We start from the raw sequence: 25,973 nt of genomic DNA, 5'->3' as shown, positions 1-25,973 counted from the left end.
CCGTGGGCGGGCACGACGCCGACGCCGGCCGCGGAGCGCAGCACGGCGCCGTGGGCGCCCGCGGTGACGACGACGGCCTCGGCCGACCAGCGCTCGCGCAGGGTCGCCGCGGCGGCGGAGGCGGACGAGAGCCACTCCCCCGCCGACGCGCCGGCCTCGGCGAGGTTGGGGGTGACCAGGGCGGCGCCGGGGACCGGGGCCGCGCCGCGGGGGTGCGGGTCCCAGACCACCGGGACCCGCCGCGCGGCGGCGGTGAGCAGCTCGCGCAGGGCGGGGTCAGCGGTGGCGCCGCGCCCGTAGTCCGAGACCAGCACGCCGGCGGCGCCCTCGAGGGCGGCGGCCGCGTCGGTGAGGTCCCAGGGGCCCACGCCGAGCCCACCGGAGTCGAGGCGGACGAGCGGGCGGGTGCCCGCGAGCACGCGGGTCTTCACCGGCACCGCGCCGCTCGTCGGGAGCCCGATCACCTCGACCGGCGCGAGGAGCTCCCGCAGCCGCGCCGAGCCGTCGTCGGGGCCGAGCGGGGTGATCAGGGTGACCGGCCGCGACCCGGAGACCGCGGCGAGCAGCGCCGCGAGCCCGGCGCCGCCGGGGCGGGCGCGCTCGTCGTGGGTGTCGAGCACCGGGACGGGCGCGTCGGGGCAGAGGCGGGTGGCGCTGCCGTCGACGTCGACGTCGAGCAGGGCGTCGCCGACCACCACCAGGGGGGCCTTCGCAGTCATCGGACGGACCTCCCGAGGGTCGTGTCGACCATCTCGCAGAGCAGGTGGACCGCGACGAGCTGCGCCTCCTGCACCGACGGCGTGACGCCGGGCAGGCAGATGGCCTCGTCGCTGGCGATCGAGAGCGGGTTGGGGCCGGGGCCGGTGATCGACCAGACCGTGACCCCGAGCGCCCGCGCGACCTCGGCGGCCGCGAGCAGGTTCTCGCTCGACCCGCTGGTGGAGAGCAGCATGAGGATGTCGCCGGGCCGCCCGTGGGCGCGCACCTGGCGGGCGAAGATCTCGACGAAGCCGTAGTCGTTGCCGAGCGCGGTGATCGTCGAGGTGTCGGCGTGCAGCGCGAGCGCGGAGAGCGGCTCGCGCTCGCCGCGGTAGCGCCCGACGAGCTCGGCGGTGAGGTGCTGGGCCTCGGCGGCGCTGCCGCCGTTGCCGGCCGCGAGCAGCCGGCGTCCGGCCGAGAGGCGGGACGCGAGCTCGCTCCCCCAGGCCGCGAAGACCGGCGCGTGGGCGCGGACGGCGTCGAGGGTGACGATCAGGTCGTCGAGGTGGCCCCCGACGACGAGGTGGGGGTCGGTGACCCTGGTCATGGGGCTCACGAGCGCACCGCCATCCCGGCGGGGACCGCCGTGTCGGCGGGGCCGGACGCCTCGGCGACCACCCCGCGGTAGACCTCCGCGGTGGCCGCGGCGACGCGGTCCCAGGCGTAGTCGGCGCACACGCGGGCGCGACCGGCGCGGCCCATCTCGGCCGCGCGGGCGGGGTCGGCGAGCAGCGCGTCGAGCGCGGCGTCGGCCTCGCCGGGGACGCCGGGCGGCACGTGCAGGCCGGTGACGCCGTCGAGGACGGTGTCGGCGAGCCCGCCGACCCGCGCGGCCACGACGGGCTTCCCGCAGGCCATCGCCTCGAGGGGCACGAGCCCGAACGGCTCGTAGGTGGGCAGGCAGGTGACGACGTCGGCGGCGCGCAGCAGGTCGGGCACCCCCGCGGGGCCGACGCGGCCGACGAAGCGGACCCGGTCGGCCACGCCCTCGGCACGGGCCAGCGCCCGGAGCCGGGCGACCTCGGCGTCGTCGTCGAGCCGCGCGGCCTCCGGGCCGCCGGCGACGACGAGCTCGGCGGGCACCCGCATCCGGGCGAGCGCGCGGACGGCGGTGTCGACGCCCTTGCGCGGGACCAGCCGGGAGACGGTGACGATGCGGGGCGGCCCGGGCGGGCGGCCGCCGATCGGCGGGGTGAACTGCGTGATGTCGACGCCGCAGGGCACCACGTCGACGCGGTCGGCCGGCACGCCGAGGGCGACGAGCTCGGCCACCTCGTCGCGGCAGGTGGCGACGACCCGGTCGACCGAGGCGCCGAGGTCGCTCTCGAGGGCGACGCGCCCGGGCGGGCTGGTGTCCTCGGCGCCCTGGTGGCGGCGCTTGACCGAGCCGAGCGCGTGGAAGGTCTGCACCACCGGCACGCCGAGGGCGCGCCCGGCCTCGAGCGCCGCGATCCCCGACATCCAGAAGTGGGCGTGCACCACGTCGGGCCGCTCGTCGGCCCAGCGCTCACGCAGGACCGCGGCGAACTCCGCCATGTGCTCGAGCAGGTCGTCCTTGCCCAGCTCGGCTTCCGGGCCGGCGGTCACGTGGTCGACGACGACGCCGTCGCCCATGCGGACGCGCTGCGGCGAGAACGGGTCGGTGCGGCGGGTGTGCACGACGACCTCGTGGCCGGCCCGCGCGAGGGCGGTGGCCAGGGCGTGGACGTGGATGTTCTGCCCGCCGGCGTCAACACTGCCCACCCCACCGGCCCCGGCGTGGCCGGGACAGGCGGCGAGCGGACTCGCGTGCTCGGAGACCATGGCGATCCGCATGGCGTGCTTCCTCCTCCAGGTGCGGGCGCGCTCCCGCACGCCGCGGACGTGCCGGCGGCGGGGCGGGGTGCGCGAGGGCGCACGGCGGTGTCGAGAGAGAACCGGACGACCGTGGTCTCAGGTCGTCGGGTCGTGAGGGACGTCGGTCGGGGCGCAGGGCGACGATGCCCGGCCGGGTCGGACGGGACTCTAGAGGGGAACGGGCGTGGCGGGTGCGCGCTCGGCGACCTCGGCGAGCACGGCGTCCCAGTCGTCGAGGAACCGGGACACCCCGAACTTCCGCGTCGCGATCTCCCGGGCCCGGGCGCCGTGGGCGCGGGCGAGCCCGGGATCGGCGAGGTAGGTGCGGATCGCCTCGTGCAGGACGGCGAGGTCGGTCGCGACGACACCGGCGTCCTCGGGCACCGACACCGCCGCCTCCGCGGTGGCCAGCCCGACGACGGGCATCCCCAGCATCATCGCCTCGATGAGGGCGAGGCCCAGGGAGGTCCACCGGATCGGGTGCAGGTAGAGCCGCCGGCTCGCCATCTCGGCGTGCATCCGGGACTGCGGGAGGTCGCCGACGACGCGGATACCGGGATGGGTGACCGCCTCGGGCAGCCGCTCGGAGCCGATGCCGAAGACGTCCAGGCCGATGGTGTCGGCGAACCCGGCCAGCAGGTCGGTGCCGGTGACGCGGTGGCGGCGCACGGGCTCGTTCACGACGACGGCCGCCCGCTCGAGCTCCCCGGTGTACCGGTGGCCGGGGTCGATCACCCCGTGCTCGACGACGTGGACCGGGGCCCGGCCGGTGTCCCACATGAGCGCGTTGAAGTGGGTCACGTGGACGACCGGGATGTCGTCACGCTCCGCCATCGGGTGCCGCGTGGCGGGTGCGTCGCCCCGCGGGGTGTTGTGCTCGAGGAAGACCGCCGGGAGATCGACGCCGGGCACCCGTCCGGTCCAGCGGGCCACGAGGTCGATCTCCTCGGGCCGCTGCAGGACGACGACGTCGATCTCGTCGGCGAGGTCCGCGAGCCGCTCCGGCGAACACTCGACGGCCGTATCGGGCCAGGTCCAGGCAGCCGGGCGGCCACCGCCCCAGGGACCGCGCTCGGGCAGGGTCGGCAGCAGGTAGCGGTGCCGGCCCTGGACGAAGGCGGTGGACCACGAGCCGTGCACGTGCCAGTGCAGCACCGTCAGGGACGGACTCGTGGTAGGAGCGGAAGTCACTGGCAAGGAATCCCAGCGAGCACGGAACGATAAACGCCACGCGGGCAACTACTACTCAGAGTTACCGTTTCAACCGGGTGACAGCTGTCACGACGTCCTCCGGCGCCACTCCCGCCAGGCACGGGTGGCCGGGCACGGGGCATTCCCGGGCACGCGTCCCGCGACACGCCGCATCCTGGTCGCCCAGCAGCACCCGGGGCACGCCGTAGGGCGCCCACCGCTCGGGCGGGACGACCGGCGCGAACAGCGACACCACCGGCGTGCCGACCGCCGCCGCCAGGTGGGCCGGCCCGGTGTTGCCCACCACCACCGCGTCGGCGCCCCGCAGCACCTCCGCGAGCACGGGGAAGCTCGACGCGCCGCCGAGGTCGACCCCCGCCGTGCCCGCCACGGCCGCCGTCAGCGCGGTCTCGCCGGGCGAGCCGGTGACGAGCACCCGGTGCCCGGCGGCGGAGAGCGCCGCCACGCCCTCGGCGCACCGCTGCGGCGGCCACGCCCGCGCCGGGACGGAGGCCCCGGGGTGCAGCACCACGTAGGGGCCCGTCACGCCGTGCCGGGCGAGCAGCTGCGCCGCCTCCCCCGACGCACCGCCCGTCGCGACGCGGAGGCGGCCGTCGTCGTCGGGCGGGAGCGTGAACCCGCCCCGCGCGGCGATCGCCAGGGCCCGTTCGGGCTCGGGGAGGTCCTCGTCGAGATCGGCGGTGGGGTCGTGCGCCGGGTGCGCCGGGTCCGGGTGGCCCGGGCGGGCCCGGACGTCGAGGAGCCCGCCCGCGAAGTCGACCGACGCCCCGGTGATCCGCCGGACGCCGGCGAGGCGCAGCACCAGCGCGGTCGGCAGCGGCGACTGGTGGAAGGAGGTGAACACGACGGCCTCGTCGGCCCCGTGCGCCGCGAGGCGGGCGACCGCGTCGGCCACCGACGCGTCGTCGACCGGCGGGGCGTCGCCGTCGACCCAGCCGCAGTGCCACACCTCGGTGCGGGTCACCCCCGGCAGCAGCGCCGCCGCCTGCCGGCCCTTCGGGCCCACCACCGCGACCACCTCGTCGGCGTGCCCCGCGACCGCGCGGATCGCGGGGCCGGTGAGCAGCACGTCGCCGTCGGAGTCGAGGCGCACCGCCAGCACCTTCACGCCGGGACCCCCAGCAGGTCGAGGGCGTGCAGGAGGTCGCGCGCCACGAGCGGGGCGTCGGCGACCTCCTCGGCACGGGTCACCGGCGTGGGGACGAGCACGGCGCGCGCCCCGGCGGCCCGGGCCGCGCCGACGTCCGCCCCGATGTCGCCGACGACCGCGGTCGTCGCCGGGTCGACGCCGAGCGCGCGGGCGGCGTCGAGCACGAGGCCGGGCGCGGGCTTGCGGCAGGCGCAGCCGTCGTCGGCGCCGTGCGGGCACCAGGACCAGACCCCGATCGGCCCCAGCAGCTCCTCGACCCGCGCGTTGACCGCGGTGACCTGCTCCGGGGTCAGCAGGCCGCGGGCGACCCCCGACTGGTTGCTCACCACCCCGATGCCGATCCCGGCCCGGCGGAGCCGGTCGAGCGCCGGGCGCGCGGTGTCGACGACGGCGACCCGCGCCGGATCACCGTTGTAGGGGACGTCGTGGACGAGGGTGCCGTCCCGGTCGAAGAGCACGGCGGCCGGCGGGTGCACGCCGGGCAGCACACCACACCCCCCGGGCGCGCCGCCGACCCGCCGCGGTTCGGGTCCGCCACGCCCGGACGGCGGACCACCCGGTTTGTGCCCCCGGGGCCCGGGTACACGACCGGCGACCGAGGACGGCCGGGACGCCACCCGAGCCGCGGAGATCATGCGCTCCGCCGGATCTGTCGTGTGCGACGGCATCTGGTGCGCCCGTGTGCGACGAGGAGGTGTTCGTGGCTCGGCCCTTCCACCCGGTCGTCGACCGCGACGATCCGCCCGACGACGTCGAGGTCCGCATCCCCGCCACCGACCGCGCCTCGGTGACCATGCGCTCCGTCGCCGCCGACCTCGCCGCACGGGCCGAGTTCACCCTCGACGCCGTCGCCGACCTGCGGATGGCCGTCGACGAGGCCTGCTCCTCCCTGGTGGGGCTGGCCCGCCCCGACACCCGCCTCACCTGCACCTTCATTCTCGACGAGGAGCGCATCACGGTGACCGCCACCGTTCTCACCGCCGGCCCCGGGCGCCTGCCCACCGACTCGTTCGGCTGGCGGATCCTCACCACGCTCGCCGACGACGTGCGCATGCTCTCGGCCACCCCCGGCCAGGCCGGCGACCCCTTCCGGCTCGCCGTGCGCCTGTCCGTCCGGCGGCTGGGAACCGAGTTTTCGTGACGGCCGGCGACACCGACGCCCTCGCCTCGACCGAGACCGCGGAGGACTCCGTCACCACCACCCCGGCCGCCCCCGAGGCGACCCCCGCCACCGCCGAGCCCGCCCCCGAGCAGCGCGGCCGCCGCGGCTCGCGGGGTGAGTACGACCACCTCATGCCGAAGCTGGCCGAGCACGCCCAGCTCCCGCAGGGCGACCCCCGCCGAGCCCGGCTGCGCGACGAGCTGGTCCGCGGCCACCTCCCGGTGGCCCAGCACATCGCCCGGCGCTTCTCCCGGCGCGGCGAGCCCGAGGAGGACCTCGAGCAGGTCGCCACCCTCGGGCTGATCAACGCCGTCGACCGGTACGACCCGGCCCGCGGCACCGACTTCCTGTCCTACGCCGTCCCGACGATCACCGGCGAGGTCCGCCGCCACTTCCGCGACCAGGCCTGGTCGATGCGGGTGCCGCGCCGCCTCAAGGACCTGAACGTCACGCTGTCCTCGGCGATGTCGGCCATGTCGCAGACGATCGGGCGAGCGCCGACCGCGGCGGAGCTCGCCGAGCACCTGAGCCTGTCGAAGGAGGACGTGCTCGAGGCCCTCGAGGCCTCCAACGCCTACCGGTCGGGCTCGCTCGACGAGATGCTCGTCGACGACCCCGACTCCGGCACCGTCTCCGACCTCCTCGGCGAGGCCGACGCGGCGCTGGAGAAGGTCGAGTACCAGCAGTCGCTGGCGCCGCTGCTCGCCGGGCTCCCCCCGCGGGAGCGCACGATCATCATGCTGCGGTTCTTCAAGAACATGACGCAGTCGCAGATCGCCGCCGAGGTCGGCATCTCGCAGATGCACGTGTCCCGCCTCCTGGCCAAGACGCTGCTGCAGCTGCGGGAGGGACTCGGGGAGAACGCCCGTTAGGCCTCCGCCGCGGTCGGTGCACGTCCTGCGCGACCTCGGGCTCGGCGACCTGCTGGTCGCCGTGCCCGCGCTCCGGCTGATCGGCCGGGCCCTCCCCGACCACCGACTGGTCCTGCACGGGCCGGCCTGGGTCCACGAGGTGCCCGGGTTCCCCGCGGGCGTTCCCGACGACGGCGCGGTGCCGGACGTGCTGGTCAACCTCCACGGCCGCGGCCCACAGAGCCACGAGCGCCTCGACGCCCTCGTTCCCGACGATGCGCCCGTCCGCCGGATCGGTCATGACGCTCCGGGCTGGCCGGGCCCCGCCTGGACCGACGACCCGCATCGTCCAGAACGCCGCCGCTGGTGCGACCTGCTCGCCGCCACCGGCCTCGTCGACCCGGCCACGGCCGCCGCGGCGGCCGACGACCTGCGCCTGCCGCCCCCGGCCGCGACCGACCCCGGCGTGACCGTGGTGCACCCCGGCGCCGCCTTCGGGGCGAAGCGCTGGCCCGTGGAGCGCTTCGCCGCGGTGGCGCGCGCCCTGGCCGACGCCGGGCACCGCGTGGTGGTCACGGGCGGCGCCGACGACGCCCCGGTCACCGCCGCCGTGCCCGGCACCGACCTCGCCGGGCGCACCGGGATCGCCGAGCTCTGCGCCCTCGTCGCGCACGCCCGGCTCGTGGTCTGCGGCGACACCGGCATCTCCCACGTCGCCACCGCCTACGGCACGCCGTCGGTGACCCTGTTCGGGCCGGTCGGGCCCGAGCAGTGGGGCCCGCCGCCGGGCGGCCCCCACGTCACGCTGACCGACGCGGCGCTCCGGCGCGGCGACCGGTTCGCCGACGACCCCGACCCGGCCCTGCTCGCGGTCTCCGTCGACGACGTCCTCGGGAAGATCGCGACGCTGCCCCGCGTTGCCGGTTGACGTGTCCAGCGAGCTCTTCCGTCCCATCACCCTGCGCGGCGTCACCGCCCGCAACCGCGTCTGGGTCGCCCCCATGTGCCAGTACTCGGCGACCGACGGCGTCCCGGACGACTGGCACCTGGTCCACCTGGGCCAGTTCGCCGCCGGCGGCGCCGGCCTGGTGATGACCGAGGCGTCGGCCGTGGTCCCCGAGGGCCGCATCTCCCCGCAGGACGCCGGGATCTGGAACGACGAGCAGGTCGCCGCCTGGCGCCGCGTCGTCACCTTCCTGCACGCGCAGGGGGCCACCGCGGGCATGCAGCTCGCCCACGCCGGGCGCAAGGCCTCGACGCTGCGCCCGTGGGACGGCACCGGCTCCGTCCCGGTCGACGAGGGCGGCTGGACCCCCGTCGCGCCGTCGGCGGAGGCGTTCGGCGACTACGCCGAGCCGCAGGCCATGGGCGACGACGAGATCGCCGCCCTGCCCGCCGCGTTCGCCGCCGGGGCCCGCCGCGCCCTCGACGCCGGGTTCGACCTGGTGGAGCTCCACTTCGCGCACGGCTACCTCGTGCACCAGTTCCTCTCGCCGCTGTCGAACCGCCGCACCGACCCCTACGGCGGGTCGTTCGAGAACCGGACCCGCCTCGCCGTCGAGATCGCGGCCGCGGTCCGCGCCGAGGTCGGCGACGACGTCCCGGTGCTCGCCCGCATCTCGGCCACCGACTGGACCGACGGCGGCTGGGACGGCGACGACTCGGTCGCCCTCGCCCGCCTCCTCGCCGACGCCGGGATCGACCTCGTCGACACCTCCACCGGGGGCAACACCCCGCGGGCCGACATCCCGGTGGGCCCGGGCTACCAGGTCCCGTTCGCCGAGCGCATCCGCGCCGAGGCCGGCGTGCCCACCGGCGCCGTCGGCCTGATCACCGATCCCGCCCAGGCCGAGAAGGTCGTCGCCACCGGCCAGGCCGACGTCGTCCTGCTCGCCCGCGCCTTCCTGCGCGACCCGCACTGGCCGCTGCGCGCCGCCCACGAGCTCGGCGTCGACGACGAGGTCACCTGGGTCGACCAGTACGCGCGCGCCGCCCGGTGGCCGTGACCACCCGGAACGGGTGGTGGGGGTCAGCTCACAGCGGTGTCACAGCACCGGGGGTGCCGGAGCCGGGTATCACTGCGGACATGACCGCCGTGCCCGTCTCCCCCCTCGACGAGGGGGCGTCCCGGGTCACGGCCGTCCGCGAGCCCCGCGACGCGCCGGCGTGGGTCGAGGCGATCGGCCGGGTCGGCCTCGTCGCCTACGGCCTGGTGCACCTCGGCATCGCGGTCCTCGCCGTGCGCATCGCCGCCCTCGGGCCGACCATGGCCCGCGGCGACGAGCGGTACGCCGACCCGCGCGGCGCCGTCGCGCTCGTCGCCGCCGGCGGCGGCTTCTTCGGGCGCTGGCTGCTCGCCGGCGCCGCGCTCGCCCTCGTCGCCTTCGCCGTGTGGCAGATCCGGGCCGCCGCGGTCGGCTTCCTCTGGGCGCCGCCGCGGGAGCGCTGGCGCAAGCGGCTCGGCGCGGGCGCGAAGGCCCTGGGCGTGCTCTCGGTCGCCTGGATCGCCGGCGAGTTCGCGATCCGGCTCCAGGGTCGCCGCAACGCGTTCCAGGAGACGGTGCGCGAGGTGTTCGCGTTCCCGGGCGGCCGGTGGGCCGTCGGCGTCGTCGGGCTGATCGCGATCGTCATGTTCTTCTCGATGACCTACACCGGCGTCCGCGCCACGTTCATGAGCGACTTCGTCGCCGCGAAGCTCCACGGGTTCCGGTGGCCGCTCACGCTCTGGACCGGCTCGGTGGGGAACCTGACCCGCGCCGTCACCTTCGGCGTCGTCGGGCTCCTGACGACCGGCGCCGCGATCGACGACGACCCCGACGCGATCGGCGGCGTCGACATCGCCCTGCGCACCATCGCCACCCACACCGTCGGCGCGACGATGTTCGTGGTCGCCGCCGCGGGCTTCGCGGCCTACTTCGTCTACTGCTGCCTGGACGCCTACGCGCGCCACCCCTAGGGGGTGGGCGAAGCCCTCGTGAGCACTAATCCGCGTCCCGACACGGATTAGTGCTCACGGGCCACCGGCACCCCCTTGTCCGGACGCAGCCCCTGGTAGCGGGGGTGGCGCAGCCGGCCGTCGGAGGTCCACTCGCCGAACCCGACCTGGCACACCACCTCGGGGCGCACGAAGTTCTGGCCGCGCTCCCGCGGAGCGTCGACGAACGGGTTCGTCGGGGTCGCGAGGGGGTCGAGCGTGCTGCGGAGCAGGCGCAGCGCGGCGTCGTCGAACCCGGTGCCGACCTTCCCCGCGTACCGCAGCCGGCCCTCGTCGTCGTGGTAGCCGACGAGCAGCGCGCCGAGGACCTGCCGCGACCCGGCGGGGTCGGTCCAGCCGCCGATGACGAACTCCTGGTCGCGGACGCACTTGAGCTTGCGCCAGTCGTGCCCCCGGCCCCCGACGTAGGGCGCGTCGAGGCGCTTGGCGATGAGCCCCTCCCAGCCGTCGGCGCAGGCCTCGTCGCGCAGGGCCAGCGGGTCGCCGTCGAGCAGCGGGGAGATCACCAGCAGCGGGGGCCGGGGCGCGACGACCGCCTCGAGCAGCGGGCGGCGGGTGCGCAGCGGCAGGCCGGTGACGTCGAGGTCGTCGAGCACGAGCAGGTCGAACAGGTGGCACTCGATCTCCACGCCGGTGGCGCGGGCGCGACGCGGATCGTTGAGGTGCATCCGGGCCTGCAGCGAGCCGAAGCGCCCGTCGGCGGCGACCACTTCGCCGTCGAGGACGAAGCGGTCGGGCCCGGCCTCGTCGAGGGCGTCGACCACCTCGGGATAGCTCGCGTCGGCCGGCTTGTGGTTGCGCGACCACAGCCGCGGCCGCTCGCCCCGCTCGCGGGTGGCGATGAGGCGGACCCCGTCGAGCTTGCGCTCGAACGACCAGCCCTCCCGCGGCGGCGGCGGGTCGCCCGCCTTCGTCGACGCCGCGAGCATCGGCGGGCGGAAGTCGGCGTCGACGGCCCGGCGCAGGGCGCGGACCTGCTCGGGCGGGAGGTTCGCGAGGTCGAGCGGGGCCACGCGCCCATGGTGCCCGCCCGCCGCGGTGGACGGCCTCCAGAACGGGCACTCCCGCCGGTATGAGCGACTCATCGGACCGTGCCGCCAACCTCGAGCAGCAGTACGTCCAGGAGTACGAGCAGACCGAGGAGGTCCTCACGGGCCTCGACCCCGAGAAGTCCGAGCAGGACCAGACGAAGCAGCAGGTCGAGGGGGTCGCGAAGGACGCCGACGCCGCGGACCACGTCGAGAAGATGTCCCGCAACGACCCGTAGGGGTCAGCCGAGGGCCGCGCGCCGGTAGGCGGTCGGCGTCCGCCCGGTCCGCTCGCGGACCAGCTGGCCGAAGCGGGTGGGGTTGGTGAACCCCCGGCGGCGGGCGATCGCCGAGACCGGGGTGACGGCCTGCGCCGGGTCGGCGAGGTCGGCCAGGCAGTGCTCCAGCCGGCGGGCACGGATGGTCCCGGCGACGGTGCGCCCCTGCTCGGCGAGCACCGCGTGCAGGTGGCGGGGCGAGACGAACAGCGCGGCGGCGATCGAGCGCGGGGACAGGTCGGGGTCGGCGAGGTGCTCGTCGACGTGGCGGTCGACCGCGGCGCGCAGCTCGTCGTGCGCGTCGGGCGGGGAGAGCAGGCCGCGCCGGGCGAGCTCGTCGTCGAACAGCGTGCGGGCGATGTCGCAGGCGTGCCCCGCGGTGGCCTCGAGGGGAGCCGGTCGGGCGCTCAGCAGGCTCTCGTGCAGCCCGGTCAGCAGGCCCGCGACCGCGGGGGCGAGCCCGTGGGCGCCGCGCAGGGTGGTAGCCGTCAGCGCGTCGGTCCGGCGGTGGCCGCCCGCGCCCGCCGTGGGGAAGCGGAAGGCGAGGGTGCGGTAGCCCTCCCCCGCGGTGATCTCGACGGGGCGGCTGGAGTCGTAGAACACCAGGTCGCCCGGGTCGACCGTCGCCGTCCGGCCGTCCTGGCGGAACCACGCGCGGCCTTCGAGCTGCAGCGCGAGCACCGTCTCGGCGGGCTCGGCCGGATCGATGTGGGCGGCCTCGCGGACCGCGCGGTGCGGGCGCGAGGACATCGTGATGAGCGACGCCGGGCCGAGCCGGCGGTAGCCGATGCTGCCGTGGAACCGGTCGGGCCGGTCGTACTCGAAGTCGGCGCGCACGAGGACCCCGGAGACCGCACCGGGCCACGACGCGACGTCGCGGGGCTCTTCGTGCATCGGCGCACCTCGAGGCGGGTGGTCCCCGCCCGCGGGTCCGTGCAGCGGACGGAGAGGTCCCTGCACTGTAGCGAGAGCGGTGAGACCCGACCACACCTAACGTCGACCGGCATGAGCACCACGGTCGCCGCGGCCCCCTGGACCGCCACCGAGGCCACCACCACCCGCCACGGGCACTTCTGGGTGCCGGGCGAGCGGGTCACGGGCGCCGACGGGGCGGTGCGGCAGAAGGGCCCCATGTTCGTCGCCTGGGAGGCCCCGGCCACCGACACCGGCCGGCTCCCCGTCGTCCTCGTGCACGGCGGCGGCGGGCAGGGCACCGACTGGCTCGGCACGCCCGACGGGCGCCCGGGCTGGGCCGCCGGCTTCGTCGCGGCCGGGCACCCGACGCTCGTCGTCGACCGCCCCGGGCACGGGCGCTCGGCGGCGCACCCCGACCTCATGGGCGCGCCCGGACCGCAGTTCGACTACGCCACCTGCGCGTTCCTCTTCCACCCCGACCGGCCCGACCACACCCGCTGGCCGCTCGATCCCGACGACGAGGCCGCGGAGGATCGCCTCCTGGCCTCCGCCGGGTACCTGCCCGCCGACCTCGCCGCCTCCGAGCGGATGGACGCCGACCGGCTGGCCGACCTCCTCGACCGCATCGGCCCCGCGGTCGTCGTGACCCACTCCGCGGGCGGCCCCTGCGGGTGGCTGCTCGCCGACCGGCGGCCCGAGCTCGTAGCCGCGCTCGTCGCGGTGGAGCCGATCGGGCCCGCGTTCGCCGAGTTCCCCGGCATCGGCCGCCTCGACTGGGGCCTGGCCGCCGCCCCGCTGACCTACGACCCGCCCCGCGCGAGCGCCGAGGAGGCCGCCGCGGCCGACCCGTCGACGCTGCGCATCCCGGCGCTGGCCGACCTGCCGGTCGCGCTGGTCACCGCGGAGGCCTCGATGTTCACCGATTTCGCCCCGGCCGTCGAGCAGTCCCTGCGTGTCGCCGGGGCCGCCGTCGACCGCCTGCACCTGCCCGAGTTCGGCGTGACCGGCAACGGCCACGCCCTGACCTACGAGTCCAACTCCGACGAGACCCGCGCCGTCGTCCAGCAGTGGATCGACGGCGTGGTCGGCACCAGGGAGACCTCATGACCCAGCAGCTCGACCGTTCCGCCCTGCACGTCAGCGACCGGTTCGACGAGATGATGGCCCGCCTCGCCGACATCGACCCCGTGCTCCGCGAGGAGGCGGAGCGCAACGAGGCCGGCGGCCGGCTCACCCCGCGGGTCGAGCGGACGCTCACCGAGGCCGGCGTGTTCGACATGGGCATGCCGACCGAGCTCGGCGGGTCGGAGTTCTCGCCGAGCCAGCTCATCGAGGCGATCGCCGCGGTGTCCCGGGCCGACGCGTCGACCGGCTGGGTCGCGATGACCCTGCAGATGGTCGCGAGCACCACCGCGGCCTACCTCGGCGCCGACGCCGTCGCGGAGCTCAACGACGGGGCCTCGCACCGCGTCCTCGCGGCCGGCCAGGGCACTCGGCCGGGCCGCGCCCGCACCACCGACGGCGGCTACCTCGTGTCGGGCTCGTGGCAGTTCGCCTCCGGCCTGCACCACTGCACGCACGTGCACACCGCGGCGATCGTCGAGGAGACGGGGATGCCGCTGGTGTTCACGCTGCCCAAGGAGCGCGCGACCCTCGTCGACAACTGGGACGTCATGGGGCTGCGGGCCACCGGCAGCATCGACTACCACCTCGACGAGGTCTTCGTGCCCGCCGAGCACACCTACGTCGCCACCACCACCGAGCCGCTGATCGGCGGGGCCGTCTTCCGCCTGGGCCTCGCGAACATGGCCGGGGTCTGCCACACCGGCTGGGCGCTGGGCGTCGGGCGGCGCCTGCTCGACGAGATGCGCGCGATCGCGGTGGCCAAGAGCGGGACCCCGGGCGGGGCCGGCGTCGACTCCGCGGAGTTCCACGGCGAGTTCGCCCGCGCCGAGGGCCGGATGCGCTCGGCGGCGGCGTTCAACCGCGAGGTCTGGGCCGACAACGAGGCCACCCTCGCCACCGACACCCCGCTGTCCACCGACCAGGAGACCCTCACCCGCCTCGCCCTGCACGAGGCGACCGCGGCGGCCCAGGAGGTCGGGCAGACCGTCTACCGGTGGGCCGGCACGGCGGCGCTGCGCGAGGGCCCGCTGAACCGGGTGTTCCGCGACCTGCACGGCGGCACCCAGCACGTCACGTCCGGCCCGGGCGTGCGCCAGGGCTGCGGTCGTCGGCTCGCCGGCCTCGCGCCCGACGCGCACTGGGTCTTCCTCGACCTCGTCGGGTGAGTGCAGGCAACCGGGTTGCGCACGTCCGCGAGACGAAAAGACGGACGGTGTCCGTGTGGCGACGAGTGGTGACGTCGGCGTAGCGCAGACGGGTGAGCCGTGCCACGATCCTCCGCCATGCGCTATCTCGTTACCGGCGGTACCGGGTTCCTCGGGCGGGCGGTGCTCGCCCGGCTCCTCGCGCGGGACGACTGCGAGGCCGTCTACGCGCTCGTCCGGCGCGGGTCGGTGCAGAAGCTCCGCCGCCGCACGCGGGACATGGAGGGCGCCGACAAGCTCGTCACGGTCACCGGCGACCTCTCCCGCGAGCGCCTCGGCCTCGACGACGGCGTGATCGACGACCTGGCGGGCCAGGTCGACGACGTGCTGCACCTCGGCGCCATCTACGACGTCACCGCGGACAAGGACGCCAACCGCGCCGCGAACGTCGACGGCACCCGCCACGTGGTCGCCGTCGCCGCCGAGATCGGCGCCCGCTGCCTGCACCACGTCTCGTCCGTCGCCGTCGCGGGCGAGCACACCGGGCTGTTCACCGAGGACGACTTCGACCTCGGCCAGTCCTTCGGCAACCCGTACCACGAGACCAAGTTCGCGGCGGAGAAGATCGTCCGCGAGGAGTCGCGCACCGCCTGGCGGGTGTACCGGCCGGCGATCGTCGTCGGGGACTCCCGGACCGGCGAGATGGACAAGATCGACGGCCCGTACTACCTCATGGGCGCGATCAGCGCCCTCGGCCGGCTCCCCAGCTTCCTCCGTGTGCCCGCGCCCGAGCTGGGTTCGACGAACATCGTCCCGGTCGACTACGTCGCCGACGCCATGGTCGCGCTGGTGCACACAGCCGACCTCGACGGCCGCGCCTTCCACCTCGTCAACCCGCGCCCGCAGCCGCTCTCGGAGATCTACAACGGCCTCGCCGGGCCGCTCGGGGCCCCGAAGCTCCTCCCGGTGCTCCCCGAGGGCGTCGGCGGGTTCCTGACGAGGACCGCCGGTCACCTCGCGCAGACCGACGCCGGCGGGTCGGCCCGCGACATCGCGCTCGCCGAGTTCGACGTCCCGCCGGAGGTGCTCCCCCACCTCACGTTCCCGTGCGTCTACAGCTCCGAGGAGACGGTGCGGGCCCTGGACGGGTTCACCCCGCCCGAGTTCGGCGACTACGCGCCGGTGCTCGTCCGCTTCTGGCGCGAGCACCTCGACCCCAATCGCGCCCGGCGTCGTCGTCCGGGACCGCCACTGGCCGGACGCCGGGTGGTGATCACCGGGGCATCGTCGGGAATCGGCCGGGAGACCGCGCTGAAGGTGGCGCGCAACGGCGGCGTGCCGCTGCTCGTCGCGCGCCGCTCCGACGAGCTCGAGGAGGTCCGGGCCGAGATCGAGCGCGAGGGCGGGCAGGCGCACGCCTACTCGTGCGACATCACCGACGCCGAGTCGGTCGACGCGACCGTGAAGTCGATGCTCGCCGACCACGCGGAGACCGGCATCGACATGCTGGTGAACAACGCCGGCCGTTCCATCCGCCGCTCGGTGAAGCTCGAGCTCGACCGCTTCCACGACTTCGAGCGCACCATGGCGATCAACTACTTCGGCGCCATCCGCCTGACGATGGCCCTGCTGCCGCACATGATCGAGCGGCGCTTCGGCCACGTCGTCGACATCTCCTCCATCGGCGTGCAGACCGGGCCGCCCCGGTTCTCCGCCTACGTCGCCTCCAAGGCGGCCCTCGACGCGTGGGCGAAGATCGTCGCCACCGAGGTGATCGGCGACGGCGTCACCTTCACGACGATCCACATGCCCCTCGTCCGCACGCCGATGATCGCGCCGACCGGCATCTACGACGCCTTCCCCACGTCGAGCCCCGACGAGGCCGCCGACATGGTGGTCAAGGCGCTGGTGAACCGGCCCAAGCACGTCGGGACCGCGCTCGGCACGCTCGGTGCCGTCTCCGCGGCGCTCACCCCGCGGCTCGTCGACGTCGTCATGCACGTCGCGTACCGGGTGTTCCCGGAGTCGCGGGCCGCGCGCGAGGGTAGTGATCAGAAGACCCCCGGTGAGGACCGCGCCCTCGAGGCCGGTCCCCTCCCCCGGGGCGCGCAGGCATTTGCCCGACTTCTTCCTGGAGTGCACTGGTGAGGACACCCTTCGGTACCCCGACCGAGCTGGCGACGGGGGTCCGGCTGCTGATCGAGTCGGGCGTCGTCGCGCCGATCCGGCCCGATCGCGTCGTGCGGTTCCCGGTCGCGCTCTACCGGTACGGGTTCACCCCCACCACGGCCTTCGTCATCGGGGCCTGGCGGCACCCGAACCGGCTCGCGATCGTCGACGACCGCGGCACGCTGACCTTCCGCGAGCTGCACGAGCGCACCGACCGGCTCGCCCGCGCGCTCGCCGACCGCGGCGTCGGCCCCGGCAGCCGGGTCGCCGTGCTCTGCCGCAACCACCGCGGGCCCATCGAGACGATCGTCGCGTGCTCGAAGATCGGCGCCGACGTCGTCCTGATGAACACCGGGCTCTCGGCCGGCCAGATGAAGGCCGTCGCCGAGGAGCAGGAGCTGACCTCGATCGTCGTCGACTCCGACCTCGCCGACCGCCTCTCCGAGGTCGACGCGAAGGTCACCCGCATCGGCGCCTGGCAGGACGAGGGCTCGGGTTGCTGGGGCGACGACACCCTCGAGGGCCTCATCGAGGCCGACGGCTCGAAGGACCTGCCGACCAAGCCTCCGATCGGCAAGACGATCGTGCTGACCTCGGGCACCACCGGCACCCCGAAGGGCGCCGAGCGCCCCTCCCCCAACGGCATCGGGCCGGTCAACGCGATCCTCTCGCGCATCCCGCTGACCGCCCGCGAGCCCGCCCTGGTCTCCGCGCCGCTGTTCCACACGTGGGGCTTCGCCGCGTTCCAGATCGGGTCGCTCATGGGCTCGACGCTGATCCTGCGTCGCAAGTTCGACCCCGAGGACGCACTGCGCCAGCTCGCGATCCACCGCTGCACCTCGATGTTCGCGGTGCCGGTGATGCTCCAGCGCATCCTCGACCTCGACCCCGACGTGCTCGCCCGCTACGACACCTCCGCGCTGCGCACGGTCACCGCCACCGGCTCGGCGATGCCGCCCGCGAAGGTCTCGCAGTTCCTCGAGACCTTCGGCGACAAGCTCTACATGCTCTACGGCTCCACCGAGGTCTCCTGGGCCTCGATCGCGAAGCCCGAGGAGCTGCGCGACGAGCCGAGCACCGCGGGCCGGCCGCCCGAGGGCACCGTCGTGAAGATCCTCGGCGACGACGACGAGGAGCTGCCCGCGGGCGAGACCGGCCGCATCTTCGTCGGGAACGACATGCTCTTCACCGGCTACACCGGCGGCCGCGGCGAGACCGAGGTGGTCGACGGGATGCTCGGCACCGGCGACCTCGGGCACTACGACGACAAGGGCCTGCTGTTCATCTCCGGCCGGGCCGACGACATGATCGTCTCCGGCGGCGAGAACATCCACGCCGGCGAGGTCGAGGGCCTGCTCGCCGACATGGACGGTGTCAAGGAGGCGGCGGTCGTCGGGGTCGACGACGAGGAGTACGGCCAGCGCCTCGCCGCCTACCTGGTGCTCGAGAACGGCGCGAACCTCGACGCCGACGCCGTGCGCGACCACGTGAAGAACCACCTCGCGAGCTTCGCGTCGCCGCGCGACGTCGAGTTCCTCGACGAGCTGCCCCGCAACCAGACGGGCAAGGTGGTGAAGTCCGAGCTCGGCCAGGAGGAAGAGGCCGACGCGTGACCGCACGCTGGTAGAACGGATCCGCGAGTCCCCCCGCTCCCCCGGAGATCCCGTCGTGACCACCACCCCCGGCTTCATCCAGCAGGCCGATCCGATCTCCGCGGCACACCACGCCGCGGAGGTGCTCCTCGCCAACGCCGCCGACAGCGACTGCCCCGCGATCGGGGTGCAGCGCTGCCTGCTGCGCTGGCTGGCCGCCCAGGGCCTCTACTCGGTCGCGGCACCGGTCGCCGACGGCGGCCTGGGCCGCGACGAGCGCACGCTCTGCGAGGTCGAGGAGGTCCTCGCGGGGGCCGACGCGGCGACGTGGTTCGTGCTCACGCAGCACCGCACGCCGCAGAAGCTGACCGCGGCGTCGTCGTACCCGGCGGCCGACGAGTACCGGCAGGCGCTCGCCCGCGGTGACGAGCTCGGCGGCATCGCGGTGGCGCACCTGCGCCGCCCGGGGCCGCCGTCGATCCGGGCGGTCCCCGACGGGTCGGGGGGATGGCGGTTCTCGGGCAGCACCGAGTGGTGCACCGGGTGGGGCCTGGTCGACCTCGTGCTCATCGCGGCGGTGAACCCGTCCGACGAGGTCGTCTTCGCGCTGCTCCCGGCCCACGAGCGACCGGGGCTGTGCGTCTCCGAGCCGTACGCGCTCGCGGTGATGGGCGGGACGCGCACCGTGGGGCTGACGCTCGACGGGATGCCGGTGGCGGCCGACGAGGTGGCCGCGGTGGTCGACCGCTCCGAGTGGCGGGCCCGCGACTCGGGCACCGTCGTCGACACCAAGCCCGCGACCCTCGGGCTGCTGCGCCGGGTGATCGACGAGACCCTGCGCACCGGGCACGACCGCGACCGCCCCGCCGCCGTCGAGGAGGCCCAGGCGCTCGCCGCGGCCGCCTGGCCGATGCGCGAGCGGGCCTACGAGCTGCGCTTCGCCCCCGACCGCGACCGCCACCTCACCGAGCGCCTGGAGCTGCGGGGCCGGATCGCGGAGCTGACCGTCCGGGCCACCGCGGGCCTGGTGGCGGCGCGGGGCGGGTCGGCGATGTACTCCTCGTCGCACGAGCAGCGGTGGGCCCGCGAGGCGATGTTCCACCTGGTGCAGGCGCAGACCGACGACGTCCGGTCCTCCCAGCTGGCGGCGTTCGCGCACTGACCCCGCCCCCGGTGTCAGCGATGGTACCTCGCTGACACCCGACGTCAGTCAGGAGCCACGCTCGATCTCGCCGTCGCGCCGTCACCGACGACGATCGTTAAGGTCGTCGTCGTGAACGGACGGCTGGTGTGGATCGACTGCGAGATGACCGGGCTCGATCTCGGCAAGGACAAGCTGATCGAGATCGCGGCACTCGTGACCGATCAGGATCTCGTCCCGATCGGCGACGGGATCGACATCGTCATCCACGCCGACGACGAGGCGCTCTCGTCCATGCCGGACGTCGTCACCGAGATGCACGCGCGCTCGGGCCTGACCGAGGAGGTCCGCGCCTCCACGGTGACGATGGCCGAGGCCGAGAAGCTCGTCCTCGACTTCATCCGCGAGCACGTCCCCGAGCCCCGCACCGCTCCCCTGTGCGGCAACTCGATCGCCACCGACCGCGGCTTCATCTCCCGGGACATGCCCGAGCTCGACTCGTACCTGCACTACCGGATGATCGACGTCAGCTCCATCAAGGAGCTGTGCCGGCGCTGGTACCCGCGGATCTACTACGCCCAGCCCGAGAAGGGCCTCGCGCACCGCGCGCTCGCCGACGCCCGCGAGTCGATCCGCGAGCTCGAGTACTACCGCCGCACCGCCTTCGTCCCCCTGCCCGGGCCCTCGACCGACGAGGCCCGCGCGGCCGCCTCCGACGTCGTCGCGGCCGACGCGGCGGGAGCCGGGGCCGCCGTGGCCATCGAGAACGGCGAGACCGGCACCGCCGGCGGACAGGCCCCGGCCCCCGGCCTCTGAGGACGTTTCCCGACGACGAGGCCGCGGACATCCGCGTCCGCCTCCAGACCGCGGTGGGCACCGACGCCACCCCGTCCTGGAGGTCCCCGTGCTGCAACCCCGATCCGGCCTGGTCGCCCTGCCCGACGAGCAGGAGTGGACGGTGTGGGACGACGAGCGCGGCCGCCTGCGCTGGTGCCTGCTGGTCGACGAGGCCGGCAGCGGCGCCACCGGGATGATGACGCTCGACGAGGGCGGCCGGCTCGCCCCGCACCGCCACGCACCGGCCGAGCTCTACCTCGTCCACTCCGGCGAGGCCGCCGTGCTGCTCGACGGGACGGAGTTCCACGTCGGCCCGGGCGCCGTGGTCCACATCCCGGGCGACGCCGAGCACGGCGTGCGCGCCGCCGGCACGGGGCCCGTGCGGATCATGTTCGTCTTCCCGACGAGCACCTTCGACGACGTGGTCTACTGCTTCGGCCACGACGCGGAACCCGGTCGCCAGGAGGTCGCGGGCGGCTTGTAGTCTTGTCGAGGTCGCCGGGACGCCGGTGGCCGCCAATGGTGGGTGTAGCTCAGTTGGCAGAGCACTGGGTTGTGATCCCAGGTGTCGCGGGTTCAAGTCCCGTCACTCACCCGGACGACAGCGGTACCCCTGCTGTCGGATCGGAAGATCGGCTTGATAGTCTTCCGGCCACGCGCCGTTAGCTCAATGGGCAGAGCAAGTGACTCTTAATCACTGGGTTCGGGGTTCGAGTCCCTGACGGCGCACCCTTCGTTGCAGGTCATGGACCTGCTGTGGTTGTCTCCCGAGGAGAAGCGGCGCGCTTACGGCGCGCTAACTCCGAATGATCTTCGGGAGACAGCCCGTGGCGCGACCTCCACTGCCGCTCGGCACGCCTGGCCAGATCAGGGTCACCGAGGACCGGCCCAAGGTCTGGATCGCCCGCTGTCGCTTCCGCGACCACGACGGTGTCACCCGCCAGCTGAAGGCCCACGGCCCGACCAAGACGGCCGCCACGACCGCTCTGCACGCCACGATCCACGACCGCCGGCGCGGCCACGGCACCTCGCGGGCAAACGAGCTGACGCCGACCTCGACCTTCGCCGATGCCGCAGTGGTCTACCTGGCGAAGATCGAGCGCAAGCGAGAAGACTCGACCCACGCGCTCTACGTCTTCCACCTAGAGAGCACGATCCTCCCGGCGATGGGCGCCCTGCGACTGCGTGAGTGCACGGTCGCTCGCCTCGATGCCTTCCTCGAGGTCCTCGAGCCCCGATACGCCCCCAACACCCGACGCAAGCTCCGGTCCATCGTCAGCGGCGTCCTCCAGGTCGCCGTCCTCCACGAGGCGATCGCCGGCAACCCTGTCCGCGAGCTCGACCGCATCGAGCAACCCAAGGGACAGCGCAAGGCACGACCACGAGGCCTCACTGCCGATGAACGCCGCGGCCTCCTCGACTGGCTCGACGGCACCTCCGACGACCCGGCCGTCCTGCGCAAGCAGAAGATCGCCCGCGCCGCCGACCTTCCCGATCTCGTGCGCTTCTTCCTCGGCACCGGCCTCCGCATCGGCGACGCCCTCGCGACCCGCCGGCTCGATCTCAACCTCGACGGCGTCCCCCTGCCCTCTCCCGACGGCGAGCAACGCGTTCCCGTGTTGACCGTCGCCGGCAACGTCACGTGGGTGAAGGACAAGGGCCTCGTCCGCCACGGCGGCAAGACCGAAGCGGCCCTGCGCGTCATCCCGCTTCCCGGCTTCACCGCCGGCATGCTCCGGCGCCGACTCGACGAGTTCGGCGAGCCCGAGTGGCCGGTCTTCCCGGCGGCTGGCAGGGACGGACGGGTGACCTACCGCTGGCCCGCGAACCTTCGTCGCACGCTGCGGTCAGTGCGCGAGGAGGTCGGGCTCGAGTGGATGACCCCGCACACCTGGCGTCGCACATACGCGACGATTCTCGACGACGAGGTCACCTTCACCGACCGGATGAAGGCCGATCTCATGGGCCAAGCTCAGTTCCTGAAGGACAGCTACGTCAGTAGGGGCGAGCTCCACGCGAACGCCGCGGTCGTTCTCGACACCGCGTACATCTGACAGGCCCGCGAAGCCCAACTCAGCGGCGTGCGGCTGCCACGAGTTGATCGACGTAAGCCACGACCCACGGCGTATTCGCACGGTCGAGAGCACCAACCGGCCTCGCGCCGTCGAGCCGGGGCCCCCTAGGGCGCGGAGCGCGTCACGCGCGGAACGAAATTCAGCAGTGTCGATGTTGGCCTGCGGGGCGAAGACGAGCTCGTGGAGCCGGCCGAGCGCCTCGTCGTTCCCATCGAGAGCCCGCCCGAACAGCGACCCCACGTGCTGCGAGTTAGTGCCGAGTGACGTGGTCTGGTTGGTCATGCCCACGTAGAGGCACGGGGCGCCGATCCGGTTCCATCCCGGCGAGAATCCGCCGGGATGGAGCCCGATCACTCGCCCGCCAGAACGATCCGCAGTCGTCGACGTCCCCGGCTGCACCTCGACTTGATCGTCCCCACTGCGACACCGAACGCGGCGGCGACCTCGTCGACGGGCATGCCGAGCACGTCCCCGCACCAGATCGCCTGCCGCTGGTCATCGGGGAGCCGGGCAAGCAGCCCACGCAGGTCCTCTCGCAATTCGACCTGCCTGGCGGCACCCTCGTCGTTCGCCCACCGGCCCTCCGGTACTTCGCCAACCAGGACCTGCGGTCGAGCACCCCGTGCCCGCCACGTCGTCACGATTCGCCGCCGCACGATCGTCTCCAGCCACGCCCGCACCGATCCCTCACCCCGGAAGCTCCCCGCCCCGCGCATGACGTCCAGCCACACCTCCTGGGCGACCGCCTCCACGTCGTGCTCCCCGTACGACACGTACCGGACGAGGTTGAGGACCCAGCCGTGGTGGCGGGCCACCAGTACGCCGAGCCCGTCCGCGTCCCCGGCGTTCCACTTCTGCAGCAGATCGCTGTCGGTCGCCCCGTGAAGTTCTTGGACCTTGGTCTGGCGCGGGCCGCTCATTGGGCCTCCCCCTGCTCGGCCGGGCTCGTGGGCCCGGGGGCTAGGTGGAGGCGCTCGCTGCCTCCACGCCCGAAGGGGCGCCGAGCGGGCCGCCGAGGCTCGCGGTCAAGGGCCGGACGAAGTCCGGTCGCGTAGCGACGCCGCAGGCGCCCTTGACGGGGAGAGCGGCCCGACTAATGTCCCGGGCCCACCAGCAAGAACAGCGCCGCCGAAGGCGGCTCCCCAGAGCGCCCGCAGGCGCGACCGAGTTCAGCCAGACGAGCCGCGTCAGCTGCGGCATCGCTGTCGGCGCCCGCGCCTAACCTCGAGAGCTATGACCGGTTTGATCGATGAGCACAAGCCGGTGACCGTGTTCGACCGGCTGGTCAAGGCCGGCATCTCGGGCGAGCGGGCGCAGTGGTGGCTCGCCCAGGGCGGGGTGCGGGTCGACGACGAGCCGGTCACCGACCCGATAACGCCAGCGGAGCTCCCGGCGCACGTCGTGCTCCGGAGCTGAGGGAAGTCAGGACCAGCCGCGGGCGACCGCGAGCAGGGAGAGCTTGCGACCGCGGGCTCGCAGCAGGAGCCAGGTCCGCACCGTCCTCATGGCCGAGCAGACTGCTGCAGCGGGAGACATGCAGCAATCGAACGGATGTGCGAATGTACGAGCCATGCCTCGCCGTCCTCATCCACGTCTCGCCGCTGCCCAGGCCCGAGCTGCCGAGCGGATGCGCGAGGCCGCAGCGCAGCTGGACAAGGACCCCGGCCCGATCAAGCCGAATGTGCGAGTCGGGCTCGCCCGGCTCCTCAACGCGGTGGCTGATCAGGGAAGTAGTTCAGCCACGGGCGTCTACGTGTGGGGTGCGAGCTCGAGCATCGCGGACTCAGTCCTCGTGGAGCCGATGGACAAGACGGTCCGGCGTGCCGGACTCAGCCAGCAGGACGGCCTGTACGGAGGCGATCAGCTGTAGGTCCGAGCAGCAGGGGGTCCTGATCCCTTCGGGACCGCGTCGGACGGCACGACGGCTCTTAGCGCTTCGCAAGAGATGCAGCCTCCACACCTACGGGTGGGCCCGCAGCTCCAGCCAGCGGAGCGACCCGCGCAGAGGGGTTGAATCGACTCTGTGACGGACTGGCCGACGATCGGGACGCGCGTGGTGGTGTGGTTCGAGCGGGTCCCGTCGAAGACGCCGCGCGAACCGTACGAGGTCATCGTCGACCACGTCGCTGGCCGCTCGTTCACCATCGAGGGCCTCGACGCGACGTTCAACCGCAGCACCGCCCGCTCGAAGCCGGTCCGGCGCACGCCCGGAGCGTTCGGGACCGACACCTACGTGGCGGTCGACGCTGACAGCGACCGCGCGCGCGAGGTCCTGGGCGACGCCCTACGCAACGACCGCGAGGCCGAAGCCGACGCGGCCGTCCGGGCGTGGCTGGCCGAACGGTCCGATCAGGCCCGACGACTTGCCATCGCGGCCCTCAACGGAGGCTGACCAGGGGCGGCGGAGGTGCAGCGACTCCGGGGAAGTCTCGCCGCCCAGGGGGGGCGGGCGACGAGACCTCGCCGGTCCCCTGGGGGCAGGAAACTAACGTACCGAATCCTCCCAGAGACCGTCCGGGTCCAACGACATACCGAACGCTCACCTTCGGGCTCCGACCCGGCAACGTCACCGGCCGGGCTGAGCAACGGGGGCGCCCGGGCGCTGCTCGCCCGCGGTAACACATCCTGCAGATCTTCCGACTGTCGAGTGACTCTTGACTTCTTGTTGGGGAACCCGGGGGCGCTTGATGGAACACGATGTGACTGACCAGGCGCTCTCGCAGCATGATCCGGGAACCGTGGAGACGCCCATCCCGTCGCCCAGGGCGGCTCTGCTGGAAGAGTCAGGCACCCCGCCCGCCGGCAAGGGCCCTCGTCGACGTCTGTGGATCGCGGCCGCCTTGTCGGTGCTTGCTGTCGGGGTAGGCGCCGTCGGCTACCTGACCGGTGCCAGCAACTCCCCGACTGTGCTGGCCGCTGCCGACACCAGCGGCCAGGCGACGACGGGCGCGGCGGACCAGAGCGTCTGCTCAGATCTCGACGCCCGGGGCGGGACCTTCTACCGGGAGTACGTCGTGAAGATCATGGGACAAGGCCAGCCCGGCTATAAGACCGTCAACGTCGACCCCGACGTGATGCAGCGCGGGATCAACGCGCTGACCGCAGTCGGCGCGACCGCACCTCGCGCCTCGTCGGGGGGCGGGACCGCCGCCAGTCCCGCTCTGGAGACGGACAGGGCGAGCATGGTCAACTCGGCGTCGTCGATGAGCAACATCTACGCCAACATGGACGCCACAAGCCTGCTCACCGCCTTCGTCGCCACTTCGGTCGAGTGCTCGAAGCTCGGCCATAGCCCGTCGTGGTTCAACCCCCAGGCCCTGTCGGGCAACTCCTCCAGTCCCTCGACGGCCAACCCGGCGCAGGCACCGGCCTACGCGCCGCCCGCGCTCGCAACCACCGCAGCTGCTGCACCGGCCGGGCCTGCCACGGTGTTCACCGGGGGGACCTATGAGGTGGGCGACGAGGCGGGGAGCATCCCCCCCGGCACCTACAAGGCGACCTGTGCGACGAACGGGTACTGGGCTCGACTGCGCAGCACGAGCGGCTCGAGCGACATCATCGACAACGACTGGAACCCCAACGGGGGACCGATGATTGTGACGGTGAAGAAGTCCGACGCCGCGGTCGAGCTCGGTGACTGCACCTGGACCCGCAGTCGATGACTGCCAGGCGGGCTCGCCGATCGACGGTGTCGAGTTCCATG

General features: G+C 74.0%; 27 protein-coding genes and 2 tRNA genes. 20 read left to right on the top strand and 9 right to left on the bottom strand.

The genetic code is table 11. The annotated features are described in order from the left end of the window. From ACFPBZ_RS07240 to ACFPBZ_RS07215, 6 genes are all read right to left on the bottom strand, one after another. Positions 1-719: PfkB family carbohydrate kinase (locus ACFPBZ_RS07240; RefSeq protein WP_378035341.1), on the bottom strand; the 719-nt coding region annotated here is incomplete at its 3' end. Then, complete coding sequence (locus tag ACFPBZ_RS07235; protein ID WP_378035340.1) at positions 716-1,306, bottom strand: D-sedoheptulose-7-phosphate isomerase; 591 nt, start codon at positions 1,304-1,306, stop codon at positions 716-718. The genes ACFPBZ_RS07240 and ACFPBZ_RS07235, both read right to left, overlap by 4 nt. Positions 1,307-1,311: 5 nt before the next feature. Beyond that, positions 1,312-2,574 carry a glycosyltransferase gene (locus tag ACFPBZ_RS07230; RefSeq protein WP_378035339.1) on the bottom strand — a complete coding sequence of 421 codons (1,263 nt, stop codon included), beginning with the start codon at positions 2,572-2,574 and terminating at the stop codon, positions 1,312-1,314. Positions 2,575-2,763: 189 nt separating this feature from the next. After that, the gene (locus ACFPBZ_RS07225) at positions 2,764-3,756 is read right to left on the bottom strand and encodes a glycosyltransferase (protein WP_378035348.1); all 993 of its coding nucleotides are present in this window, start codon (positions 3,754-3,756) and stop codon (positions 2,764-2,766) included. A gap of 91 nt (positions 3,757-3,847) precedes the next feature. After that, positions 3,848-4,915, bottom strand: a complete 1,068-nt coding sequence (locus tag ACFPBZ_RS07220) for a glycosyltransferase family 9 protein (RefSeq protein WP_378035338.1) — start codon at positions 4,913-4,915, stop codon at positions 3,848-3,850. Continuing rightward, positions 4,912-5,433: a D-glycero-alpha-D-manno-heptose-1,7-bisphosphate 7-phosphatase gene (locus ACFPBZ_RS07215; protein WP_378035337.1), complete on the bottom strand. Its 522-nt coding sequence runs from the start codon at positions 5,431-5,433 to the stop codon at positions 4,912-4,914. Before ACFPBZ_RS07215 ends, ACFPBZ_RS07220 begins: the two co-directional genes overlap by 4 nt. A 224-nt stretch (positions 5,434-5,657) precedes the next feature. On the opposite strand from ACFPBZ_RS07215, the gene ACFPBZ_RS07210 reads away from it, so the two are divergent. The 5 genes from ACFPBZ_RS07210 to ACFPBZ_RS07190 all read left to right on the top strand — a co-directional run bounded on the left by ACFPBZ_RS07210 (position 5,658) and on the right by ACFPBZ_RS07190 (position 9,926). Further along, complete coding sequence (locus tag ACFPBZ_RS07210; RefSeq protein ID WP_378035336.1) at positions 5,658-6,098, top strand: ATP-binding protein; 441 nt, start codon at positions 5,658-5,660, stop codon at positions 6,096-6,098. 152 nt (positions 6,099-6,250) lie between these two features. Next, complete coding sequence (locus ACFPBZ_RS07205; RefSeq protein WP_378035347.1) at positions 6,251-6,991, top strand: RNA polymerase sigma factor SigF; 741 nt, start codon at positions 6,251-6,253, stop codon at positions 6,989-6,991. Between the two features lie 16 nt (positions 6,992-7,007). Then, entirely contained in the window at positions 7,008-7,898 is an 891-nt protein-coding gene (locus ACFPBZ_RS07200; RefSeq protein WP_378035335.1) for a glycosyltransferase family 9 protein, read from the top strand. 1 nt (position 7,899) lies between these two features. Further along, the gene (locus ACFPBZ_RS07195) at positions 7,900-8,976 is read left to right on the top strand and encodes an NADH:flavin oxidoreductase/NADH oxidase (RefSeq protein ID WP_378035334.1); all 1,077 of its coding nucleotides are present in this window, start codon (positions 7,900-7,902) and stop codon (positions 8,974-8,976) included. An 80-nt stretch (positions 8,977-9,056) separates the two neighbouring features. Further along, on the top strand, positions 9,057-9,926 hold the full coding sequence (locus ACFPBZ_RS07190; protein ID WP_378035333.1) for a DUF1206 domain-containing protein: 870 nt from the start codon (positions 9,057-9,059) through the stop codon (positions 9,924-9,926). Between the two features lie 47 nt (positions 9,927-9,973). Here ACFPBZ_RS07190 and ligD read toward each other — a convergent pair whose 3' ends face one another. Continuing rightward, positions 9,974-10,978, bottom strand: a complete 1,005-nt coding sequence (ligD, locus tag ACFPBZ_RS07185) for a non-homologous end-joining DNA ligase (protein WP_378035332.1) — start codon at positions 10,976-10,978, stop codon at positions 9,974-9,976. A 59-nt stretch (positions 10,979-11,037) separates the two neighbouring features. Here ligD and ACFPBZ_RS07180 point away from each other — a divergent pair, with 59 nt between their 5' ends. Continuing rightward, positions 11,038-11,232: a hypothetical protein gene (locus tag ACFPBZ_RS07180; protein ID WP_378035331.1), complete on the top strand. Its 195-nt coding sequence runs from the start codon at positions 11,038-11,040 to the stop codon at positions 11,230-11,232. A gap of 3 nt (positions 11,233-11,235) precedes the next feature. On the opposite strand, the gene ACFPBZ_RS07175 is transcribed toward ACFPBZ_RS07180, so the two are convergent. After that, positions 11,236-12,165 (bottom strand): AraC-like ligand-binding domain-containing protein, encoded by a 930-nt coding sequence (locus ACFPBZ_RS07175; RefSeq protein WP_378035330.1) that lies wholly within the window; start codon positions 12,163-12,165, stop codon positions 11,236-11,238. Positions 12,166-12,276: 111 nt separating this feature from the next. Here ACFPBZ_RS07175 and ACFPBZ_RS07170 point away from each other — a divergent pair, with 111 nt between their 5' ends. The 10 genes from ACFPBZ_RS07170 to ACFPBZ_RS07125 all read left to right on the top strand — a co-directional run bounded on the left by ACFPBZ_RS07170 (position 12,277) and on the right by ACFPBZ_RS07125 (position 22,249). Further along, on the top strand, positions 12,277-13,293 hold the full coding sequence (locus ACFPBZ_RS07170; RefSeq protein WP_378035329.1) for an alpha/beta fold hydrolase: 1,017 nt from the start codon (positions 12,277-12,279) through the stop codon (positions 13,291-13,293). Further along, positions 13,290-14,477 (top strand): acyl-CoA dehydrogenase family protein, encoded by a 1,188-nt coding sequence (locus ACFPBZ_RS07165; protein WP_378035328.1) that lies wholly within the window; start codon positions 13,290-13,292, stop codon positions 14,475-14,477. The genes ACFPBZ_RS07170 and ACFPBZ_RS07165 overlap by 4 nt, the downstream gene beginning before the upstream one ends. Before the next feature lie 117 nt (positions 14,478-14,594). Then, entirely contained in the window at positions 14,595-16,604 is a 2,010-nt protein-coding gene (locus tag ACFPBZ_RS07160) for an SDR family oxidoreductase (RefSeq protein ID WP_378035327.1), read from the top strand. Next, positions 16,601-18,238 (top strand): AMP-binding protein, encoded by a 1,638-nt coding sequence (locus ACFPBZ_RS07155; RefSeq protein WP_378035326.1) that lies wholly within the window; start codon positions 16,601-16,603, stop codon positions 18,236-18,238. The genes ACFPBZ_RS07160 and ACFPBZ_RS07155 overlap by 4 nt, the downstream gene beginning before the upstream one ends. Before the next feature lie 55 nt (positions 18,239-18,293). After that, positions 18,294-19,379: an acyl-CoA dehydrogenase family protein gene (locus ACFPBZ_RS07150; protein WP_378035325.1), complete on the top strand. Its 1,086-nt coding sequence runs from the start codon at positions 18,294-18,296 to the stop codon at positions 19,377-19,379. Between the two features lie 111 nt (positions 19,380-19,490). After that, positions 19,491-20,174 carry an oligoribonuclease gene (gene orn, locus ACFPBZ_RS07145; protein WP_378035324.1) on the top strand — a complete coding sequence of 228 codons (684 nt, stop codon included), beginning with the start codon at positions 19,491-19,493 and terminating at the stop codon, positions 20,172-20,174. Between the two features lie 88 nt (positions 20,175-20,262). Next, the gene (locus ACFPBZ_RS07140) at positions 20,263-20,679 is read left to right on the top strand and encodes a cupin domain-containing protein (protein WP_378035323.1); all 417 of its coding nucleotides are present in this window, start codon (positions 20,263-20,265) and stop codon (positions 20,677-20,679) included. 38 nt (positions 20,680-20,717) lie between these two features. Next, positions 20,718-20,790 (top strand) — tRNA-His (locus ACFPBZ_RS07135). 61 nt (positions 20,791-20,851) lie between these two features. Further along, positions 20,852-20,924, top strand: a tRNA-Lys gene (locus ACFPBZ_RS07130). 98 nt (positions 20,925-21,022) lie between these two features. Then, on the top strand, positions 21,023-22,249 hold the full coding sequence (locus ACFPBZ_RS07125) for a tyrosine-type recombinase/integrase (RefSeq protein ID WP_378035322.1): 1,227 nt from the start codon (positions 21,023-21,025) through the stop codon (positions 22,247-22,249). 371 nt (positions 22,250-22,620) lie between these two features. Here the strand turns inward: ACFPBZ_RS07125 and ACFPBZ_RS07120 are convergent, their stop codons facing one another. Next, positions 22,621-23,190, bottom strand: a complete 570-nt coding sequence (locus tag ACFPBZ_RS07120) for an RNA polymerase sigma factor (RefSeq protein WP_378035321.1) — start codon at positions 23,188-23,190, stop codon at positions 22,621-22,623. A 313-nt stretch (positions 23,191-23,503) separates the two neighbouring features. Here ACFPBZ_RS07120 and ACFPBZ_RS07115 point away from each other — a divergent pair, with 313 nt between their 5' ends. The 4 genes from ACFPBZ_RS07115 to ACFPBZ_RS07100 all read left to right on the top strand — a co-directional run bounded on the left by ACFPBZ_RS07115 (position 23,504) and on the right by ACFPBZ_RS07100 (position 25,932). Then, positions 23,504-23,686: a hypothetical protein gene (locus tag ACFPBZ_RS07115; protein ID WP_378035320.1), complete on the top strand. Its 183-nt coding sequence runs from the start codon at positions 23,504-23,506 to the stop codon at positions 23,684-23,686. Between the two features lie 211 nt (positions 23,687-23,897). Continuing rightward, positions 23,898-24,140: a hypothetical protein gene (locus ACFPBZ_RS07110; protein ID WP_378035319.1), complete on the top strand. Its 243-nt coding sequence runs from the start codon at positions 23,898-23,900 to the stop codon at positions 24,138-24,140. 153 nt (positions 24,141-24,293) lie between these two features. Then, complete coding sequence (locus tag ACFPBZ_RS07105) at positions 24,294-24,662, top strand: hypothetical protein (protein WP_378035318.1); 369 nt, start codon at positions 24,294-24,296, stop codon at positions 24,660-24,662. 346 nt (positions 24,663-25,008) lie between these two features. Then, on the top strand, positions 25,009-25,932 hold the full coding sequence (locus ACFPBZ_RS07100) for a hypothetical protein (RefSeq protein ID WP_378035317.1): 924 nt from the start codon (positions 25,009-25,011) through the stop codon (positions 25,930-25,932). The last annotated feature ends 41 nt before the right edge of the window (positions 25,933-25,973 follow it).

The organism is Actinomycetospora atypica (assembly GCF_042653685.1).
Lineage (GTDB): Bacteria > Actinomycetota > Actinomycetes > Mycobacteriales > Pseudonocardiaceae > Actinomycetospora > Actinomycetospora atypica.
This window is presented reverse-complemented; position numbering and strand designations above follow the sequence as displayed.

Excerpts from the sequence above, each read along its gene's own strand:
- ACFPBZ_RS07235 (WP_378035340.1), bottom strand. The coding sequence starts at position 1,306 with ATGACCAGGGTCACCGACCCCCACCTCGTCGTCGGGGGCCACCTCGAC.
- ACFPBZ_RS07115 (WP_378035320.1), top strand. The coding sequence starts at position 23,504 with ATGACCGGTTTGATCGATGAGCACAAGCCGGTGACCGTGTTCGACCGG.
- ACFPBZ_RS07230 (WP_378035339.1), bottom strand. The coding sequence starts at position 2,574 with ATGCGGATCGCCATGGTCTCCGAGCACGCGAGTCCGCTCGCCGCCTGT.
- ACFPBZ_RS07190 (WP_378035333.1), top strand. The coding sequence starts at position 9,057 with ATGACCGCCGTGCCCGTCTCCCCCCTCGACGAGGGGGCGTCCCGGGTC.
- ACFPBZ_RS07160 (WP_378035327.1), top strand. The coding sequence starts at position 14,595 with ATGCGCTATCTCGTTACCGGCGGTACCGGGTTCCTCGGGCGGGCGGTG.
- ACFPBZ_RS07170 (WP_378035329.1), top strand. The coding sequence starts at position 12,277 with ATGAGCACCACGGTCGCCGCGGCCCCCTGGACCGCCACCGAGGCCACC.
- ACFPBZ_RS07175 (WP_378035330.1), bottom strand. The coding sequence starts at position 12,165 with ATGCACGAAGAGCCCCGCGACGTCGCGTCGTGGCCCGGTGCGGTCTCC.
- ACFPBZ_RS07165 (WP_378035328.1), top strand. The coding sequence starts at position 13,290 with ATGACCCAGCAGCTCGACCGTTCCGCCCTGCACGTCAGCGACCGGTTC.
- ACFPBZ_RS07120 (WP_378035321.1), bottom strand. The coding sequence starts at position 23,190 with ATGAGCGGCCCGCGCCAGACCAAGGTCCAAGAACTTCACGGGGCGACC.
- ACFPBZ_RS07180 (WP_378035331.1), top strand. The coding sequence starts at position 11,038 with ATGAGCGACTCATCGGACCGTGCCGCCAACCTCGAGCAGCAGTACGTC.
- ACFPBZ_RS07205 (WP_378035347.1), top strand. The coding sequence starts at position 6,251 with ATGCCGAAGCTGGCCGAGCACGCCCAGCTCCCGCAGGGCGACCCCCGC.
- ACFPBZ_RS07110 (WP_378035319.1), top strand. The coding sequence starts at position 23,898 with ATGCGCGAGGCCGCAGCGCAGCTGGACAAGGACCCCGGCCCGATCAAG.